The organism is Marinomonas sp. HM11-D (assembly GCF_057626615.1).
In genome coordinates this window covers 162833-179906 of the sequence record NZ_JBMMKT010000001.1, presented here as the reverse complement: position 1 = coordinate 179906, position 17074 = coordinate 162833, and the positions used below count along the sequence as shown (strand labels likewise).

The following is a 17074-nucleotide window of genomic DNA, read 5'->3' as shown; positions in this document are numbered from 1 at the left end:
CACGATGAATGTGTGAAAGCTGTTACATAAGACTTGTTTTATGAGGATTGCGAGATATGCTAAAGACACAGATGTCTTATGAGGACCGACATGCAACCGATTGATTTTCAAGAACTTAGCTGCAGGGAATGCGCGAAAGCGTGCGATTTAGGGTTCGACTTCAGTATGGCTTTTCAGCCCATTGTTGATGTCTCGGATCGAACCGTCTTTGCTAAAGAAGCCTTGGTGCGTGGTGTCAATGGCGAAGGTGCCGCTGAAGTCTTTAAGTGGGTCAACGAAAGCAATCGCTACCGCTTTGATCAAAGCTGTCGAGTCAAAGCCATCCGCCTAGCAGCCGAGTTAGGCGTACAGTCTTTCTTATGTATTAATTTTCTGCCCAACGCCATTTATAAACCCGAGCTGTGTATTCGCACCACGTTAGCGGCAGCTGAAACCTACGGCTTTGATAAGACCAAAATCATTTTCGAGTTCACCGAAAATGAACGGATTTTCGATCATGATCATCTGCTAAGCATCATCAACCATTACCAGCAAATAGGCTTTCAAACGGCAATTGACGACTTTGGTTCAGGCTATAATGGTTTAACGCAATTGGCTGATCTAAAGACTAGGTTTACTAAAATTGATATGGAATTGATCCGTAACATCGACCAAGATCCAGCCCGCCAAATCATCGTTAAACACACGGTCGATATGCTGCAAGCATTAGGGCAAAGGGTCATTGCCGAGGGGATCGAGACGGTGCCCGAGTACGAGACACTTCGAGCGATGGGCATTACCTTGTTCCAAGGCTACCTGTTTGCTAAGCCAACCTTTGAACGTATCCCAGAGATTCACTGGCCAGATTAAAGCCGTACAAAAAAGCCCACTTTGTTCAAAGCGGGCTTTCAAATTTTGTTAACTGTTTAGCTCGTACATGCCTTCTCGCTGACACTCACCAGACAATTGCCACATCATGCGCTCATCACTAATTTGGCGTAAGTTTTCAGACTTACAATTTTCGACGTTGGCCTCAAAAGCATTGTCAGAATCAGGCGAGAGGATAACAAACAGTGCGACAGCTAATACACCTGCCATGTAAACGTATTTCATAACCAATGTTCCTTGCTTACAGCTTATTGTTTAACGATACATCATTTAGGTAAGGGTGAAATCGTTACCTAAAGCATTGCTGTTTCTAAAGATTTATCATCTACCCTTTGTAGATCGAAATCAACAAATGAAAACTGCTTTTATTTAAAAAAGTCGTCAGCACTTTTACAGACTGCTTAAGCTTGGGCGCGAATCAGGAAATTTCGCGGGGTTAAGGCTTTGTCACAAAATTCTGCCACGCTAACGTGGTAGCCCGCTTCTTCTAATCGCAACGCTCTGTCTAATACTAGCCAAAGTTCCAGCGGACGGCGAAAAAACTGACAAATAGCTTCTACTTTTGCTACCTGTTCAGCGCGCTGCTGACCTACCTCTTCAAATCCCTCTAGACTCTTTTGAGAGAGAGACTCAGACAGAGATTTTTGCTCAGCAGCCCATTTGGCAAACGCGATAAAGCCTTCCCCCAATAACGCCTTGTTACAGGACGGGACCTTAAGGTACTGATCCTGCCCCGTTGCTTGCCGTTGCCAAGCATCAAAGCCCAAACGAAAACTTAGCTCTAATTGCTTTAAGCGTTGCTCACGCTGACCCGCGGTGGCGACTTCTTTCACTGCCAGCTTAAGGTTATCTTGCGTGAGTTTGGTCTGTGCCTGACGTCCGGCGTTTGATAAGGGCTGATACTGTTGCGCTTGAGTGAGATGGTAGCAGCAAGGTGACAGGGCTAAGTATTGCAGCTGTGCCGCAATGCCTTGCTCAATCAAGGTAGTATGTAAATCACCACAGGCGTGCAGTGCCACGGCACTGTTGGCTTGCTGTAATGGCTTAACACCCTCACCTTTAAGCACATCGGCGTGAACAAAGCGCTGCACTAACTGGCGCAGCTCTGCTTCCTCTTGTCCTGCCTGACAAAGACTCGCTTGCCACTCCAGACTGATCACTTCGGCCTGATGCTGAAACGCAATCACCTTGCCCAAATGCCCTTTACCAGCACACCACTCAACTACAGGAGAAACAGGGGTAATCGTTTGCGAAAAGGCCAGAATTTGCTGCCACTTGCGCCCTTTAATACCCGCAGAAAAGTGGCTCAGGGGCTCTATTAAAGTATTTTGAACGCGCGTTTCAAAGCTCCATCTAAAGCTCTGAAACCCTGGCACAAACTGCGTTAACGCCTGCTCGACCTGATCAGAATCAGGCACGTTCTCACAAGCCTGCAACCAATCACATAATGTAGGAAAGCGCTGGCGCCAAGGCCAATCCAGTGAATGAAAGGTTTGCACATCCCATAATGGCTTATGCTGTGCTAACCATTGATCGAGACCAGCAAATAGCTCAGCGTATGAGGCGCAGGACAGTTGTTTCGATGTGTTCAATTTTTTGTACAGTTTATTGAAAGTTCGCATTTATTAGCGTTTGAATGAATTGTATTTTAGCGTCAAACGGGCAGAATATGGGAACCTTTTCAGTCCCTAAAGACGGGAACTTTACGCAACCAGTAAGGAAAACACCCATTATGTTCAAGCACCTGAAAGCCGTTCCTGGCGATCCTTTGTTAGCGCTTATCGTTGCTCACCAACAAGACCCAAACCCTAAGAAAATTGACTTGGGCGTTGGTGTTTATAAAGACGATCTAGGCCGCACACCGATTCTAGAGTCTGTCAAAAAAGCAGAAGCTCTAATGGTCGCAAACGAAGAGACGAAGGCATATTTGGGTGTTTACGGCGCCGCTGATTTCGCGCCACTGATCCAAAACCTATTGCTAGGTAAAGACAGCGACATCATCAAACAAGGTCGTATTCAATCGACACAAACACCTGGTGGTACCGGCGCACTAAAAGTCGCAGCCGACTTCATCAGCGCTAACCTAAAAGGCGCACGCTTGTTTGTGAGCGATCCAACTTGGGGTAACCACGTATCGATCTTTAACTCTGCGGGCGTAGAAGTGATCGAGTACCCTTACTACGATGCAGCGACCAACGACGTTCGTTTTGACGAGATGATGGCTTTCCTAGAAGCGCAAATGAAAGAAGGCGATGTACTGCTACTTCACGCTTGCTGTCACAACCCAACCGGCGTTGATCTGAAGCTTGAGCATTGGCACACGCTAACGGACTTTGTGAACACGCGTAAGGTATTGCCATTAGTCGACGCCGCTTATCAAGGCTTTGGCGATGGTCTAGATGAAGACATGGCTGGCTTACGCTACATGGCGGAACGTACGCCAAGTATGCTGATTGCTAACTCCTTCTCGAAAAACTTCGGTATCTACCGTGATCGTTGTGGTGGTCTAAGTGTGATTGCTGAAACCGGTGAAGAAGCGAAGAACGCCTTCTCTATCATTGGCCAAGCGATCCGTGCTAACTACTCTATGCCACCAGCGCACGGTGCCACCGTTGTTCATACCATCATGAGCAACCCTGAACTGTATGCCATGTGGGAAAAAGAAGTGACTGAAATGCGTAACCGCATCAATGGTCTACGCAGTCAGCTAGTCCAAAAGCTTGCCGCGTCTGGCGTGAGCAAAGACTTCAGCTTCATTGAAAAGCAACGTGGCATGTTCTCTTACTCAGGCCTAACCTTTGAGCAAGTACGTAAGCTACGTTCTGAATACTCGATTTACATCGCTGATACGGGTCGTATGAGTGTTGCGGGTGTTAGTGACAGCAACATCGACTACCTATGTGAGTCGATTGCCAAAGTTGTAGGTTAATCCTAACAATCTTCAAAAGGGCCTGATGGCCCTTTTTTGTTGTCTATCCATCAATGCAAAATCGGCATGGAGCCGTCGTTGTCTTGGCTGATTTGAATTTCCGGATGATTATGCTGTGCTAGTCGAATCACGGACGGTTCTAGGCTTTCTTGCCAGAAAGTGACTTCCGCATCACTCATCGCATCTAATTTTTCCCACCCCGCTGGAGTACCGAATAAGCGTACGCTAGCCAGCACGTCGTCAAGGAAGTCTCGTTCGCCCGACTGATTCAGACCGGTCAAACGCGCGCCACGCATAAAGCCTGCACACCAATCTTCAATAATGACCGTAGTGTGGCCATTTTGATCATCGTGCTCTAAATAAATTGGGCTTAAGGAACCATTAATCAAACCATCTACTGCTTCTAAATGCAGCAACATGACCAGACCATAAAATTCGTCTTCTTGTTCCTGTTCACTCCACTTGGGTTGATCTTCTTGTACCCCCCAAATGGCCGGTAGCCATTCATTCGGTGCCAATAGATCTTTACTGCAGCCCACCGCCGTGACAAAACCATCGAGCTCAGAGACCGTCATGATTGAGCGCTCTGAACCATAATTTTGTAGGTAGTAATCTAAGCGTTCGTACATTGCCTCAATCGGCAAGGAGTCGTCTTGCATAGTACATCTCTACTTTTTAGGTTGTGGCTCTAAGTGTAATCGTTTTTGGCAAGTTTCGCAGGTCAGACTGCGCGGTAGAGAAAGGAGAATATAACGCTGCTGGCGATTCCAGCAGCGTTTGTCTTAGCAAAAATACGCTAGAACTTAGTTACCTTTTGGGTAAATATTGATTTCAACGCGGCGGTTACAAGTACGACCTTGGCTAGTTGAGTTATCACAGATTGGTGAGCTTTCACCCATCCCCATAGTCGATAAACGGTTACCTGCTACACGCTGGCCAGCAAGGTAAGTACGAACCGAGTCGGCACGTTTTAGCGATAGTGTTTGGTTGTAGGCATCACTACCCGTACTGTCTGTGTGACCCGTGATCATCAGCACTGTGTCTGGGTATTCCACCAAAATACGCGCTACGCCGTTAAGCGTGTTGTAAATAGACGACTCTAGCATGTAAGAATCTGAGGCAAAGCCAATGCCATTTTGCATCACTAGCACTAGCTGATCTTCACCGACACGGCGTACCTGGACACCAGAGTTAAGCAGCTCTTCACGCAGTTCCGCTTCTTGACGGTCAAAGTAGTTACCTACGCCCGCACCGACAGCACCACCTGCTACCGCACCGGCTAGGGCACGGTTACGACGCTCTTTCGCGTTATCACCGGTTGCCAAGCCCACTAGTGCGCCCGACACGGCACCAACGATAGCACCCGTTGTCGTGGAGTTAGTTTCCATCTCACCAGTTGTAGCATTCTGACGTTGCATCGACTGACAGCCGCCTAGCAGTGCTGCAACCGATACAATTGCGATGGTGCTTTTTAGATTAAACATAATCATTCCTACCTTATTTTTGTGAACATCCACAGGGGTAATAGTTGAATATAACCTTAGTATAGATTTACGAGATTTGAACTAAAGTATCGTAGCGAATCTTTACCGCTTCTTTTTATATTCTAGGAAAACCTTTACAAAGTTTCCCACCCCATTCCTTTACACTCTATATTCCCTTAAGCTTACCTAAAAAATAATGTCACATTTAGGAAATTAACATGAATAGCGCGTTGAAAAAGATCTCTCTGGGCCTATCTGCCATCCTTACCATGCTGGTACTACAAGGTTGTTCGCCAGAAGTCGGTAGCCCTGAATGGTGTGTCGATATGAAGGAAAAGCCAAAAGGCGATTGGACCGCAAATGAAGCGACCGAGTACGCCAAGAACTGTCTTTTGTAAGACTCGAGTACGATTCATAAAAAAAGCGCCTGATGGCGCTTTTTTTTATGGATTATCGAATCAATCTACCACGGCTAGGTTACCGTAGGTTTCTAGCCAAGTTTTACGATCGTTGGCTCGTTTCTTAGACAGTAACTTGTCTAATACTTCATCGGTTGATAACGGATCATCCATGGTCAATTGAATCAGACGACGGGTATCCGGTGCCATGGTCGTTTCACGTAATTGGGAAGGGTTCATTTCACCCAAGCCCTTAAAGCGTTGTACGTTTGGCGTGCCGCGCTTGTTTTCCGCTTGTAGCTTGTGCAGGATGATGTCTTTTTCTTCGTCATCCAAGGCATAGTGCACTTCTTTGGCAATATCGATACGGTACAGTGGTGGCATCGCCACAAACACATGGCCATTCTTAACCAAGGCAGGAAAGTGACGCACGAACAAGGCACATAATAGTGTAGCGATGTGCAAGCCGTCCGAGTCCGCATCGGCCAAGATACAAACCTTACCATAGCGTAGACCTGACAAATCATCGTCCGCAGGATCCACCCCTAATGCCACAGAGATATCGTGAATCTCTTGTGAACCTAATACTTGTGTGGAATCCACTTCCCAAGAGTTTAGGATCTTACCGCGTAGCGGCATGATCGCTTGGAAGTCTTTATCACGAGCCTGCTTAGCAGAACCGCCCGCCGAGTCACCCTCCACCAAGAACAGCTCACTGGTACGACCATCTTGGCCAGCACAGTCGGCCAACTTACCGGGTAAAGCTGGGCCCTGAGTGACCTTCTTACGTACCACTTTTTTACTGGCACGCAGACGCTTTTGCGCACTGCTGATGATCAGTTCGGCAATTTTCTTGCCGTCTTCCACATGCTTGTTCAGCCAAAGGCTGAAGGCATCTTTTACCGTGGCAGAGATAAACGCTACGATCTGACGTGACGATAAACGCTCTTTGGTTTGTCCTGAGAATTGCGGTTCTTGTAGCTTGGCCGATAGCACATAGCTACAGCGATCCCAGACGTCTTCTGCGGTCAGCTTTACGCCACGCGGTAACAAGCTATGAAAATCACAGAATTCACGGATACCTTCTAGCAGGCCCGTACGCAGACCATTTACGTGGGTACCGCCCTGTGCGGTTGGGATCAGGTTAACATAGCTTTCGGTGACCAACTCGCCGCCTTCCGGTAACCATTGCACGGCCCAGTCAACGCCTTGCGTCACTTCCGTCAGACCACCGATAAAGGGCTCTTCTGGCATTAATTCAAAGCCTTCATTGGCTTTCAATAAATAATCTTTTAAACCGTCTTCATAGAACCATTCTTCACGTTCTTCAGCCGCGCCACTCTCATCAATAAAGATCACATGCAGGCCAGAACAGAGTACTGCTTTAGCTTTTAGAAGATGCTTAAGACGAGACAGAGAGAATTTTGGGCTGTCGAAGTATTTTGGATCGGCTTTGAATTTCACCGTGGTGCCGGTGTTTTTCTTGCCCACGGTGCCGACTTCTTTCAGCTCAGACACCTTATGACCATCGGCAAAACCAATGTGGTATTGCACGCCATCACGCTTCACCCATACTTCCAAAGACGTCGACAAAGCGTTTACCACGCTCACCCCTACCCCGTGCAAACCACCGGAGAATTGGTAGTTATCGCCTGAAAACTTACCACCAGCGTGCAGTTTAGTAAGGATTAGCTCAACACCGGAAACGCCTTCTTCAGGGTGAATGTCCACCGGCATACCACGGCCGTTATCTTCCACACTCAAAGAGTTGTCTTTATGCAACGTCACGATAATACGATCCGCATGGCCCGCTAAGGCTTCGTCGACCGAGTTATCAATGACTTCTTGAGCTAGGTGGTTGGGACGTGTGGTTTCCGTGTACATCCCAGGACGTTTCTGTACAGGCTCTAGCCCGCTGAGAACTTCAATGGATCCAGCATTATATTCTTTTGCAGACATGGGTACTTCCAAGATTCGGGGCGCTGATTCGCCAAATAAAGCAATTTGGACAAGAGTCTATAACGCGGACTTAAGCTAGGCAAATCCGCTTAAATACAAGGGGTTATAAATCTACCTTAAACCCTACAAAGCGCAAGATATCATCAATAAAGCGCTCAAAGCCAACAAAGCTGTGATCGCCCCCAGGCTCGCGTATCAATCGTGCCACCTGTGGGAAGCGCTCCAGTGCCGCGCGATAGTCCAACACCTCGTCGTCTTCTTGTAGCATAAGCCAAAGATTATCAGCGGCGCAGGCCGGCTGATCGATGCTTTCAAGCTCTAACATATGCTCTTCTGCGAGCTCGTATTGCTCTTGTGTATAAGGGTTTATCTGAGTGCCCAAATAGTCTCGAAGCAGGGTTGGGGCTTCCACCGCTGGATTCACCAGCACGGCTTTTAAATCGTATTTAGCGCTTAAATAGGCAGAGTAAAAACCACCTAAAGAGCTGCCCACCAAGGCGACGTTTTGCTTAAGCGATAACAGCTCTTCGATTTTCTGCTCTAACAAAGCGATTGCCTTTAACGGCTGCCACGGTAGACGCGGACAACTAAATTGCTCAGGCTGGCCTAAGCCTTCTAGACGCGCTTTGACCTGCTGCGACTTATAAGAAAATTCCGAACTATTAAAACCGTGGATATAAATAATATGAGGCATGGGATAGAAGACCGATTCGATATCGCCGTACGCTAGGCAAATTGGAAGTCAGGTAGATCATACATGCGATGGCCATGTTTCAAACACAACTCCAGTAAGTCTGCGAGTTGTTGATTAAGACGGAATTTTTCATCGCGATGGTGCATGTCATCATTTGGATAGGGATAGGCACCTTGATAATGACGATGGCCATCGGTGATTTCAGCAATACCCACATCATGGTACAGGCGCACCGTCATGGTCAACTCACTGCTAAAAGGCAACTTGATGGCAATCTCAGGGGCAAAGGTCAGTTTTACCTGGGCGGTAAAACGGCTCTCTTCCATCAGCTCCAACGATAGACGGCTCTGTTGACCAAAGGTATGGATAGTAAAGTGCCATGCCTGATCCTCCTCATAGCCACGCACAAGCTTACCCAGTCGGCGGTAATTTAATTCGCCGAGCAGTTGCAGCTCTACTAAGTTGGGCACGTATGGGTGTGGCATGATGTCATTCTCAGTCTGTCGTTTTGCTAATTTTGTAAACTACTTCCCTTCTTAATTGGTCCATTTCGCTTAATTTCAAGCTTAGAACAGTGGTGTATGTCCGTCACCATAGTATGATCTTTGTCTTGCCAGTAGCCATTGAGCCAGTCATAAAAGGCCTGTTTCTCTGCTTGTTCCGACATATTCTGGAACTCACTTGGAATCGTTACTTGGCGCGCTTTGACATACACGCCCGCTACTTTACCACAGAGCAAATCCCAAAAAGAGGGCGCATGGTTTGAGTAGACAATATTCAAATCTGTAATGCTTTCAAATCGCCCTGGCATAGCCTGTAACACCATCCATAGCCCGCCCGCTTTGGGACGCAGCAAATGCTGATAAGGAGACTCCTGCTGTTTGTGCTTGTGCTGGGTAAACCGGGTACCTTCAGCAAAGGTCATCATACTACTAGGCGCTTGCATTAAGGACTCGCAAGCCGCTCGAGTGATATCTCGGTCACGGCGCGCCAGTTCTGGTCGCTTCACAAGCTTAGCCTTACTAAAGCGTTTTACCTGAGGAAAACCCATCAGCTTAGTCGCGCTTCCGACTAACGGCAACCAAAGCAAGGTATCTTTCATAAAAATGCGCGGCAGTGGCATACGCCCCTGTACCTGCAACAGCACGACAAAAGCATCTACCCAGGATTGATGATTCGCAACCACCAGATGCCATTGCTGCGGCTGTCGTTTCAAGGCGTTATCCAACTGCCAATGCATGCCGAGGACATGGCGAAACCATGCGCCACAACCTAGCACCCAAGCACGATAACAGACATCCATCAAAGGCCGTTGCCAAGAAGCTGGACGTTTGAGAACGAATGCCATAAGGGCAATCAGATGAATCACAGCCCCCCATAGTAGGATGTTACAGCACAGAAATAAAAACGATAGCAGCCCAATGATGGGCTGCATAACTGTCCAAGGAAATAACTTTGTTAACACGTGCAGAGTTCCAGTTTACGGCCTATTTAATTATGACTAGTTAACCATTTCTGCTTTAGCTTCTCGCCATGTAAAGCAAACCACTGCAAGGCCATGATGGCGCTGGCATTGACGATCTCTTGCTCCAATAAAGGCAGCACATCGGCGCTGTCAAATAAATGCAGTTTGATGTCTTCATGCTCTTCATCTAAACCAAGCGTTACTTCTAGATCCACCCGCGAGGCATCAATTTCCCCTGCATACATACGCAAATGCTCTACTAAGCCACCAGGGGATGGCACAAAGCGGAACATGTATTCCAAACGCTGGATCTCTACCCCAGCTTCTTCCAAGGCTTCACGTCGTGCCACTTCTTCATCTGACTCCCCTTTTTCCACCATGCCAGCGACGACTTCAAGCAACCAAGGGGATTCATGTTCTGGCAAGCAGGGACGAAATTGCTCAATCATCAGTAGCTTGTCGAGCTTAGGATCAAATAAAAGCACGCAGATCGCATCAGAGCGCACCATCATCTCGCGGGTCATAATGTCAGACCACTCACCATTAAATTTACGGTGACGAAGCTCTCGTTTATGCATTTTAAAGAAGCCATCGTACACGACTTCGTCTTTTTTCACTTCCACATCGGAGTGCTGATAAGTTGGCTTAAATTTCACGAGTCTTTATCCTTGTCATACCACTCTTTTGGCGGACGGTAGCGGCTATCGTCCACTTGTTCGTCTTCGGGCGCTTCTGTTTGTTCCAAATCGAGCGAGGGCTCGATGTGTTCATCAAGAATCATCTCGCGCTCAGTTTGCTTGAAATAACGCGCTTCATTAAAGGCCACCACCGCATAGGGATGTAATATGGTGGTCGCAGAGATAAACATACCATTCACCACTGCTTCCGGAAAAACAAAAATCGGCAGATAGCCTAGATACTCCTCGACACTGAGTTTTAATTCCACCACACCAAACAGTGCTAACGCTGAAACCGCAGCAATCGTTGTAATCGACGTACTCAGCACACAACCAAAGAATCCAGTCCCTAGAATAAAGACAAACGGATTACTGGGTTTAAAACGCTCAATGCGAACATGTACCCACCAGCTTATCAGTACCGGTATAACCACATTAAACAGCAGATTACAGCCAAACACCGACCAAGTTTGGCCATTCCAGAGCGTATCAACCAGCTGTGCAATCAAGCCTGCCACGATTGCCAAGGGCCAACCAAAAAACAAGGTCAATGTGGTCATGCCGATAAAGTGAATCACGACCCCAACATTCAAGTTCACACTCATTTGCCAGATAAATGCCAAGCTAACCACACAGCCTAAAAAGCGATTTTGTAACGCTGAATCAGCGAGCAGTGTCTGCCAAGGGGCTCTCAGGATTGCAAACAGACACACCATTACAGTGATGATCCAGCTAAACCACTCAAACCCTGCGCTAAATAGCCCTTCGGAGAAGTTCATTTGCACTCCCTCTCATTTGGTAATAGAGTCACATCTAATAAAAAAGGTGCATAAAATCATGGCAGATCAGCGTTGCGACTGGTGCTTAGGCTCCCCTGAATACATCGCTTACCACGACCAAGAATGGGGTAAGCCGGTCACTGACGACCAGACCTTATTTGAGTTCATTGTACTGGAAAGCGCACAAGCGGGATTAAGCTGGATCACAATATTGCGAAAACGTGAGGGCTACCGCCAAGCGTTTCACAATTTTGATCCCACTAAAGTTGCCGCCATGACGGCCGATGATATAGATAGGCTGTCACAGGATCCCAGCATTGTGCGCCACCGTGGCAAAATCACTGCCACAATCGGTAATGCACAAAGCTTTTTACGTATCGTCGAAGAGTTTGGTTCGTTTTCGAATTATTACTGGGCATTTAATGACGGCAAAGTGATTACCAACCACCCTAAGACCATGGCCGACGTGCCAGCCGTAACACCCTTAGCCGAGACCATTGCCAAAGATATGAAAAAGCGTGGTTTTAAATTTTTCGGCCCGACCATTTGCTATGCCTTTATGCAGGCAACGGGCATGGTGGACGATCATTTAGTCGGCTGTGTAGCGAAATAATTCATTGATAACTTAGGTTTTTTTAGCAATAACCGATAAACTAAATTAGTAATTGGATTTTGATTAGTAAGGTAACGTATGTTCAACAACGCAAGCATTTTGATCACCGGCGGTACAGGATCTTTCGGCAAGAAGTATGTTGAAACCTTGCTAAAACGCTACAAGCCATCAAGGCTTGTTATCTATTCACGAGATGAACTTAAACAGTACGAAATGCAGCAGGAGTTTGATGCCTCTTGCATGCGTTACTTTATCGGTGATGTGCGTGATAAAGACCGCCTAACACAAGCCATGCGTGATGTGGATTATGTCATTCATGCTGCCGCACTTAAGCAAGTGCCAGCGGCAGAATACAACCCGATGGAATGTATTAAAACCAATATCCATGGGGCGGAAAATGTCATTTCGGCAGCCATCGCTAACAACGTTAAAAAAGTTATCGCCCTGTCCACTGACAAAGCCGCAGCGCCAATCAATCTATACGGCGCCACTAAGCTGGCCTCAGACAAGCTATTCGTCGCAGCCAACAATACCGTCGGTAAAGGGCCAACCCGTTTTTCAGTTGTTCGCTACGGCAACGTGGTCGGCTCACGTGGCTCCGTGGTTCCTCTATTTCAAAAGAAAGTCGCTGATGGCTCTAAAACCATACCTATCACACACCCTGAAATGACCCGCTTCTGGATCACGCTACAGATGGGGGTAGACTTCGTACTGAAGAACTTTGAGCGTATGCACGGTGGCGAAATCTTTGTTCCGAAAATTCCATCGGTGCGCATTACCGATCTGGCAGAAGCCTATGCCCCAGGTATCCCAACCGAAGATATCGGCATCCGACCAGGCGAAAAGCTTCATGAAGTGATGTGCCCAGCGGACGATTCCTATCATACCTTTGAATATCACGACCACTTTGTCATTGCGCCAAGCATCAAATTTTACCGTGACGACCTTAAATACAATGAAAACCGCCTCGGTGAATCAGCAGTATTGGTTGCGCCTGGTTTTGAGTACCAATCTGGCAGCAACTCTGATTTCTTAACCGTTGAACAAATCCTAGAGTTTGAGCGTGGGTAACTTTATTCCTTATGGTCGCCAATCAATCTCTGTCGCCGATGTCGAAGCCGTCTGCGATGCTCTAACCTCTGACTTTCTGACACAAGGACCTACTGTCGGACAATTTGAACAAGCCATCGCTGATCTGAGTAGTTGCAAGTTCGGTATCGCTGCCAACAGTGCGACGTCAGCATTGCATGTCGCTTGCCTTGCATTAGGCGTTTCAGAAGGTGACTGGGTTTGGACTACACCGAATACCTTTATTGCCAGTGCTAACTGCGCGCGTTACTGTGGTGCAGACGTCGACTTTGTCGATATTGATCCGCAAACTTACAATTTATGTCCGATAAAACTTTCTGAGAAACTAGCTCAGGCAGCCCAAAATGGCACACTTCCTAAAGTCGTTATTCCTGTGCATTTCGGCGGTCACCCCTGCGATATGCGCGCGATTTATGAGCTGTCACAGCAGTATGGTTTTGCCATAATCGAAGATGCCTCCCATGCGATTGGTGCAAAATACAAAGGAACGCCTGTAGGCAATCGTTACTCAGATATTTGTATTTTCAGCTTCCATCCAGTGAAGGTGATGACTTCCGCGGAAGGCGGCATGGCTGTGACTCATAAAGAGCCTCTTGCCGAACGCATGCGTCTGCTGGTTAATCAGGGGGTTACTAAGAGCAAACGTGAATTTGAGAGCCGCTCCCCTGGCGATTGGTACTACGAGCAGCAAACCCTTGGTTTTAACTATCGTATGACCGAACTGCAAGCGGCACTAGGGTTATCGCAGCTACAACGCTTAGATAGCTTTATTGAACGTCGTCGAGAGTTAGTACAGCGCTATTACCAATTACTGCGAGGGCTACCAGTCCAATTACCTGGCGAAGCAGATTATGCGTTCTCTAGTTGGCACTTATTTCCAATCGTATTGAACGAAGCCTTAACGGAACAAAGAGCAGCCATCTTCAAATATTTACGGGATCATAATATCGGCACCCAGGTGCACTATATCCCAGTACATACCCAGCCCTATTATCAACAGCTAGGCTTTCGCTGGGGACAATTCCCAATTGCCGAAGATTATTATGCTCGGACGCTAAGCTTACCTTTGTTTCCAGATTTGAGTGACCAAGAACAAGAGTTGGTTGTAAACGTCTTAAAAGACGCCATTGATCAGGCATTTATCTTATGAGCAAAATCACAATCGCCGTTATTCCAGCTCGAGGGGGCTCCCAGCGTATTCCCCGCAAAAACATCAAACTGCTAAACGACAAACCCTTAATCGCCTACTCGATTGAAACGGCATTAGCATCAGGGCTGTTTGATAAAGTGATTGTCTCCACCGACGATGCAGAGATCGCAGCGGTCGCGCGCGAATGGGGAGCGGAAACGCCCTTTACTCGTCCGGATGAGCTAGCGGATCATTTCACTGGGACAACACCCGTAATGCAACATGCGCTGCGTACACTAATCGAGCAAGGCTTGGAGATTGATAAAGCGTGCCTTATCTATGCAACCTGCCCATTACTGACAGCAGAAGACCTTCATCAAGGCTACCAAGCGTTGGATAAAACACCGCTAAGTTTCTCGGTGTCGACTTTTGATTTTCCCGTTCAAAGGGCCTTGTGCGTACGTGATGGTAAACTTCAACCCATGTATCCTGAACACATAGGTAAACGCTCACAAGATCTGGAAGAAGCGATCCACGATGCAGGACAATTCTATTGGGGGGCAGCAGAACAATGGCTAACCAACCCCGCTATGTTCTCTGAATTAGCGACACCAATTATGTTACCAAGGCATCGCATTCAGGATTTGGATACAGAGGAAGACTGGCTACGTTTACAGCAACTCTTTTCTACTCATTAAGCACGTTAAGGCGATCTTGAGCGATGACGACTATATTAGTGACAGGTGGTGCAGGCTTTATAGGCAGCCATACCTGCGTTACTCTACTGGAATCAGGCTTCAGAGTAATTGTTGCCGACAACTTCAGTAATTCAAGCAAAGAAGCTCTACAGCGTGTACAAACCATTACTGGTAAAACAGTAGTTTGTTACGAAACTGACCTTTGTATACCTGAAGCTGTCCGCCAAATATTTCTAGACAATAGAATTGATGCAGTCATACATTTCGCTGGTTTAAAGGCCGTAGGCGAATCGTGTCAGCACCCTTTCAGTTACTATTACACCAATTTAACAAGTACGCTGACTCTGATAAAAGAAATGACGCGTACGAATGTTAAGAATCTCATCTTTAGTTCATCTGCAACAGTCTATGACAGTGCTAACCCTATTCCCTATCAAGAAGATTACTCTTTGGCTGGCAGTAGCCCTTACGCAGAAACAAAGATAATGATTGAAACCATACTGGCAGATACTTTTCAATCTGAGCTGGACTGGAAAATATCTGTACTCAGGTACTTCAACCCAGGAGGAGCTCACCCCAGTGGCCTAATAGGTGAAAACCCTCGAAGTACACCGAACAATCTTATCCCTTATGTAACGCAAGTTGCTGTGGGGAAACGTGACAGGTTAAAAGTATTTGGCAATGATTACCCAACGCCTGATGGTACAGGTGTTAGGGATTATGTCCACGTTATGGACATCGCCAATGGACACCTAGAAGCCCTTAAAGAACAACTAGATAGCCGTGATAAATTATTTGAAACTTACAACCTAGGATCTGGAAAAGGCTACAGTGTTCTAGATATTATTCAGATGTTTGAGCGGATATCTCATCAAAAAATCCCTTACGAAATTGTCGCCAGACGCGCTGGAGATATTGCCGAATTTTATGCCGATACCACCAAGATCGAACGAAAGCTTGGCTGGAAAGCGAACCTAGATCTATCAGAGATTTGTCGCGATGCATGGCGCTGGCAACAAAAAAATCCAAATGGATTTTGAAAGGTCAAATCAAATGCAAAATAGAGCTGGAGGGGAAGCGACATTTAAAATGCATTCAGTCATATGTAATTTAAACTGAATTATAGACAGAAATTCCCCTATACCTTCGACACACAAAAAAAATGATTAAAAAAATCTAAATGCAGAATATAAAAAGGCCCTAAAAACCTCACTTATCAAAATGAAAAAACCTCTAAATCAAAAGAAACATTATCATCGATCGAAGCTTTCACTTCATTTAGATAGTTTGGATTCATGACCAAAACAACATCTCCTTCACGACACTGACCAAACATTTCATTTGGTGAAATTATTTTCAAATTAGTTGACGGTGTAAATAAAGACTGTTTCTTCTCATTAATATCTACAACCGCAACAACTTTATCAAATCCGCAGGGTGACAACTCGGAAAAATATTTCAAAAACAAAACACCTTTTGTAGCACCACCCCAGACCCAAATTCGATTATAGTTATCTAAGAATTTTAGATCAGATATAAATCTATCAATATAGCCTTCAAATTCATAATCAGACCATTGACTTTCGATATCACAACATCCCCACTCAGAGTCTGATATAAAATCAAGTTTAGCCAAACAGAATTGGTATTGACCATCAAATAAGTCACCACAACTTAAAACCTCTGAGAATAGAGAGCATAATGACCTAGTCGTAAAGTAATTGACATGTTCGTATGTGAAATCAAATAAAACCTTATTATTTTCTATCCACTCAAATTGAGGAACCTCAATGAAAATCAATGCATCAGAGTTAAAAATTTTTTTTAATAGTTTAAGAAATTCATAAGGTGATTCTACATGCTCTAATGTATGCCTTAATACTATTACATCAGCAATAAGACTATCCTCTTCTGTCAAATATCGTGAGTGAATTTTTTCATCACCTCCTTCATAAGCAGCGTCATAACCGGCGTAGTCAAAATAACCGTCTTCTTTAACAATTTCTAGAAAAGCGCCCTTTCCACATCCGACCTCAATCAATCGACTACCTTTAGCGAATTTAGACTTTATCAATGAATACACCTTATTCATATGACGCCTAAACACTAAGGAATCGCCTTGGTTATTTTGATAATTTTCATCATATTTAATAAGTGATGAGTCAAAAAGGACATTCTTAACAAATTCAAAGCTTCCAAATTTCCTTAATAGAAATTCTCCTTCTACTACTTCTGAATTATATAAAACAGGAGAATTTGGCAAAACCGGCAATTTTAAAACTTTCATTAGTTT

Annotated in this window: 19 protein-coding genes; 8 read left to right on the top strand and 11 right to left on the bottom strand. The window is 45.9% G+C overall.

Annotated features, from left to right (window positions below):
* Positions 1-165: 165 nt before the first annotated feature.
* Complete coding sequence (locus ACOSVP_RS00825) at positions 166-849, top strand: EAL domain-containing protein (RefSeq protein ID WP_487345619.1); 684 nt, start codon at positions 166-168, stop codon at positions 847-849.
* A 48-nt stretch (positions 850-897) separates the two neighbouring features.
* On the opposite strand, the gene trbK is transcribed toward ACOSVP_RS00825, so the two are convergent.
* A complete protein-coding gene (gene trbK / locus ACOSVP_RS00820) occupies positions 898-1092 on the bottom strand; it encodes an entry exclusion lipoprotein TrbK (RefSeq protein ID WP_487345618.1) in 195 nt (64 codons plus the stop codon).
* Positions 1093-1268: 176 nt separating this feature from the next.
* Positions 1269-2459: a methyltransferase gene (locus ACOSVP_RS00815; protein WP_487345617.1), complete on the bottom strand. Its 1191-nt coding sequence runs from the start codon at positions 2457-2459 to the stop codon at positions 1269-1271.
* A 140-nt stretch (positions 2460-2599) separates the two neighbouring features.
* On the opposite strand from ACOSVP_RS00815, the gene ACOSVP_RS00810 reads away from it, so the two are divergent.
* A complete protein-coding gene (locus tag ACOSVP_RS00810) occupies positions 2600-3796 on the top strand; it encodes an amino acid aminotransferase (RefSeq protein WP_487345616.1) in 1197 nt (398 codons plus the stop codon).
* 50 nt (positions 3797-3846) lie between these two features.
* Here the strand turns inward: ACOSVP_RS00810 and ACOSVP_RS00805 are convergent, their stop codons facing one another.
* Both ACOSVP_RS00805 and ACOSVP_RS00800 read right to left on the bottom strand, forming a co-directional pair.
* Entirely contained in the window at positions 3847-4455 is a 609-nt protein-coding gene (locus ACOSVP_RS00805) for a UPF0149 family protein (RefSeq protein ID WP_487345615.1), read from the bottom strand.
* 144 nt (positions 4456-4599) lie between these two features.
* Positions 4600-5280: a YiaD family glycine zipper/OmpA-like lipoprotein gene (locus ACOSVP_RS00800; protein WP_487345614.1), complete on the bottom strand. Its 681-nt coding sequence runs from the start codon at positions 5278-5280 to the stop codon at positions 4600-4602.
* A 218-nt stretch (positions 5281-5498) separates the two neighbouring features.
* On the opposite strand from ACOSVP_RS00800, the gene ACOSVP_RS00795 reads away from it, so the two are divergent.
* On the top strand, positions 5499-5678 hold the full coding sequence (locus tag ACOSVP_RS00795; protein ID WP_487345613.1) for a DUF3012 domain-containing protein: 180 nt from the start codon (positions 5499-5501) through the stop codon (positions 5676-5678).
* Between the two features lie 60 nt (positions 5679-5738).
* Here ACOSVP_RS00795 and parE read toward each other — a convergent pair whose 3' ends face one another.
* The 6 genes from parE to ACOSVP_RS00765 all read right to left on the bottom strand — a co-directional run bounded on the left by parE (position 5739) and on the right by ACOSVP_RS00765 (position 11252).
* On the bottom strand, positions 5739-7637 hold the full coding sequence (gene parE, locus ACOSVP_RS00790) for a DNA topoisomerase IV subunit B (RefSeq protein WP_487345612.1): 1899 nt from the start codon (positions 7635-7637) through the stop codon (positions 5739-5741).
* A gap of 103 nt (positions 7638-7740) precedes the next feature.
* The gene (locus ACOSVP_RS00785) at positions 7741-8331 is read right to left on the bottom strand and encodes a YqiA/YcfP family alpha/beta fold hydrolase (RefSeq protein ID WP_487345611.1); all 591 of its coding nucleotides are present in this window, start codon (positions 8329-8331) and stop codon (positions 7741-7743) included.
* Positions 8332-8363: 32 nt separating this feature from the next.
* Positions 8364-8816 (bottom strand): DUF1249 domain-containing protein, encoded by a 453-nt coding sequence (locus tag ACOSVP_RS00780; RefSeq protein WP_487345610.1) that lies wholly within the window; start codon positions 8814-8816, stop codon positions 8364-8366.
* Between the two features lie 26 nt (positions 8817-8842).
* On the bottom strand, positions 8843-9766 hold the full coding sequence (gene yihG / locus ACOSVP_RS00775) for a 1-acylglycerol-3-phosphate O-acyltransferase, YihG family (RefSeq protein ID WP_487345609.1): 924 nt from the start codon (positions 9764-9766) through the stop codon (positions 8843-8845).
* A 56-nt stretch (positions 9767-9822) separates the two neighbouring features.
* Positions 9823-10452 (bottom strand): NUDIX domain-containing protein, encoded by a 630-nt coding sequence (locus tag ACOSVP_RS00770; protein ID WP_487345608.1) that lies wholly within the window; start codon positions 10450-10452, stop codon positions 9823-9825.
* A complete protein-coding gene (locus ACOSVP_RS00765; RefSeq protein ID WP_487345607.1) occupies positions 10449-11252 on the bottom strand; it encodes an energy-coupling factor ABC transporter permease in 804 nt (267 codons plus the stop codon). Before ACOSVP_RS00765 ends, ACOSVP_RS00770 begins: the two co-directional genes overlap by 4 nt.
* A gap of 58 nt (positions 11253-11310) precedes the next feature.
* Between ACOSVP_RS00765 and ACOSVP_RS00760 the strand changes: the two genes are divergently transcribed.
* From ACOSVP_RS00760 to galE, 5 genes are all read left to right on the top strand, one after another.
* Positions 11311-11865, top strand: coding sequence for a DNA-3-methyladenine glycosylase I (locus ACOSVP_RS00760; RefSeq protein ID WP_487345606.1), 555 nt, complete (start codon positions 11311-11313; stop codon positions 11863-11865).
* 78 nt (positions 11866-11943) lie between these two features.
* Positions 11944-12936 carry a UDP-N-acetylglucosamine 4,6-dehydratase (inverting) gene (pseB, locus tag ACOSVP_RS00755; RefSeq protein ID WP_487345605.1) on the top strand — a complete coding sequence of 331 codons (993 nt, stop codon included), beginning with the start codon at positions 11944-11946 and terminating at the stop codon, positions 12934-12936.
* Entirely contained in the window at positions 12929-14104 is a 1176-nt protein-coding gene (gene pseC / locus ACOSVP_RS00750; protein WP_487345604.1) for a UDP-4-amino-4,6-dideoxy-N-acetyl-beta-L-altrosamine transaminase, read from the top strand. Before pseB ends, pseC begins: the two co-directional genes overlap by 8 nt.
* On the top strand, positions 14101-14781 hold the full coding sequence (pseF, locus tag ACOSVP_RS00745; protein ID WP_487345603.1) for a pseudaminic acid cytidylyltransferase: 681 nt from the start codon (positions 14101-14103) through the stop codon (positions 14779-14781). Before pseC ends, pseF begins: the two co-directional genes overlap by 4 nt.
* Positions 14782-14804: 23 nt before the next feature.
* Positions 14805-15821: a UDP-glucose 4-epimerase GalE gene (gene galE / locus ACOSVP_RS00740; protein ID WP_487345602.1), complete on the top strand. Its 1017-nt coding sequence runs from the start codon at positions 14805-14807 to the stop codon at positions 15819-15821.
* Between the two features lie 176 nt (positions 15822-15997).
* On the opposite strand, the gene ACOSVP_RS00735 is transcribed toward galE, so the two are convergent.
* Positions 15998-17068 (bottom strand): class I SAM-dependent methyltransferase, encoded by a 1071-nt coding sequence (locus ACOSVP_RS00735; protein WP_487345601.1) that lies wholly within the window; start codon positions 17066-17068, stop codon positions 15998-16000.
* Positions 17069-17074: the final 6 nt, after the last annotated feature.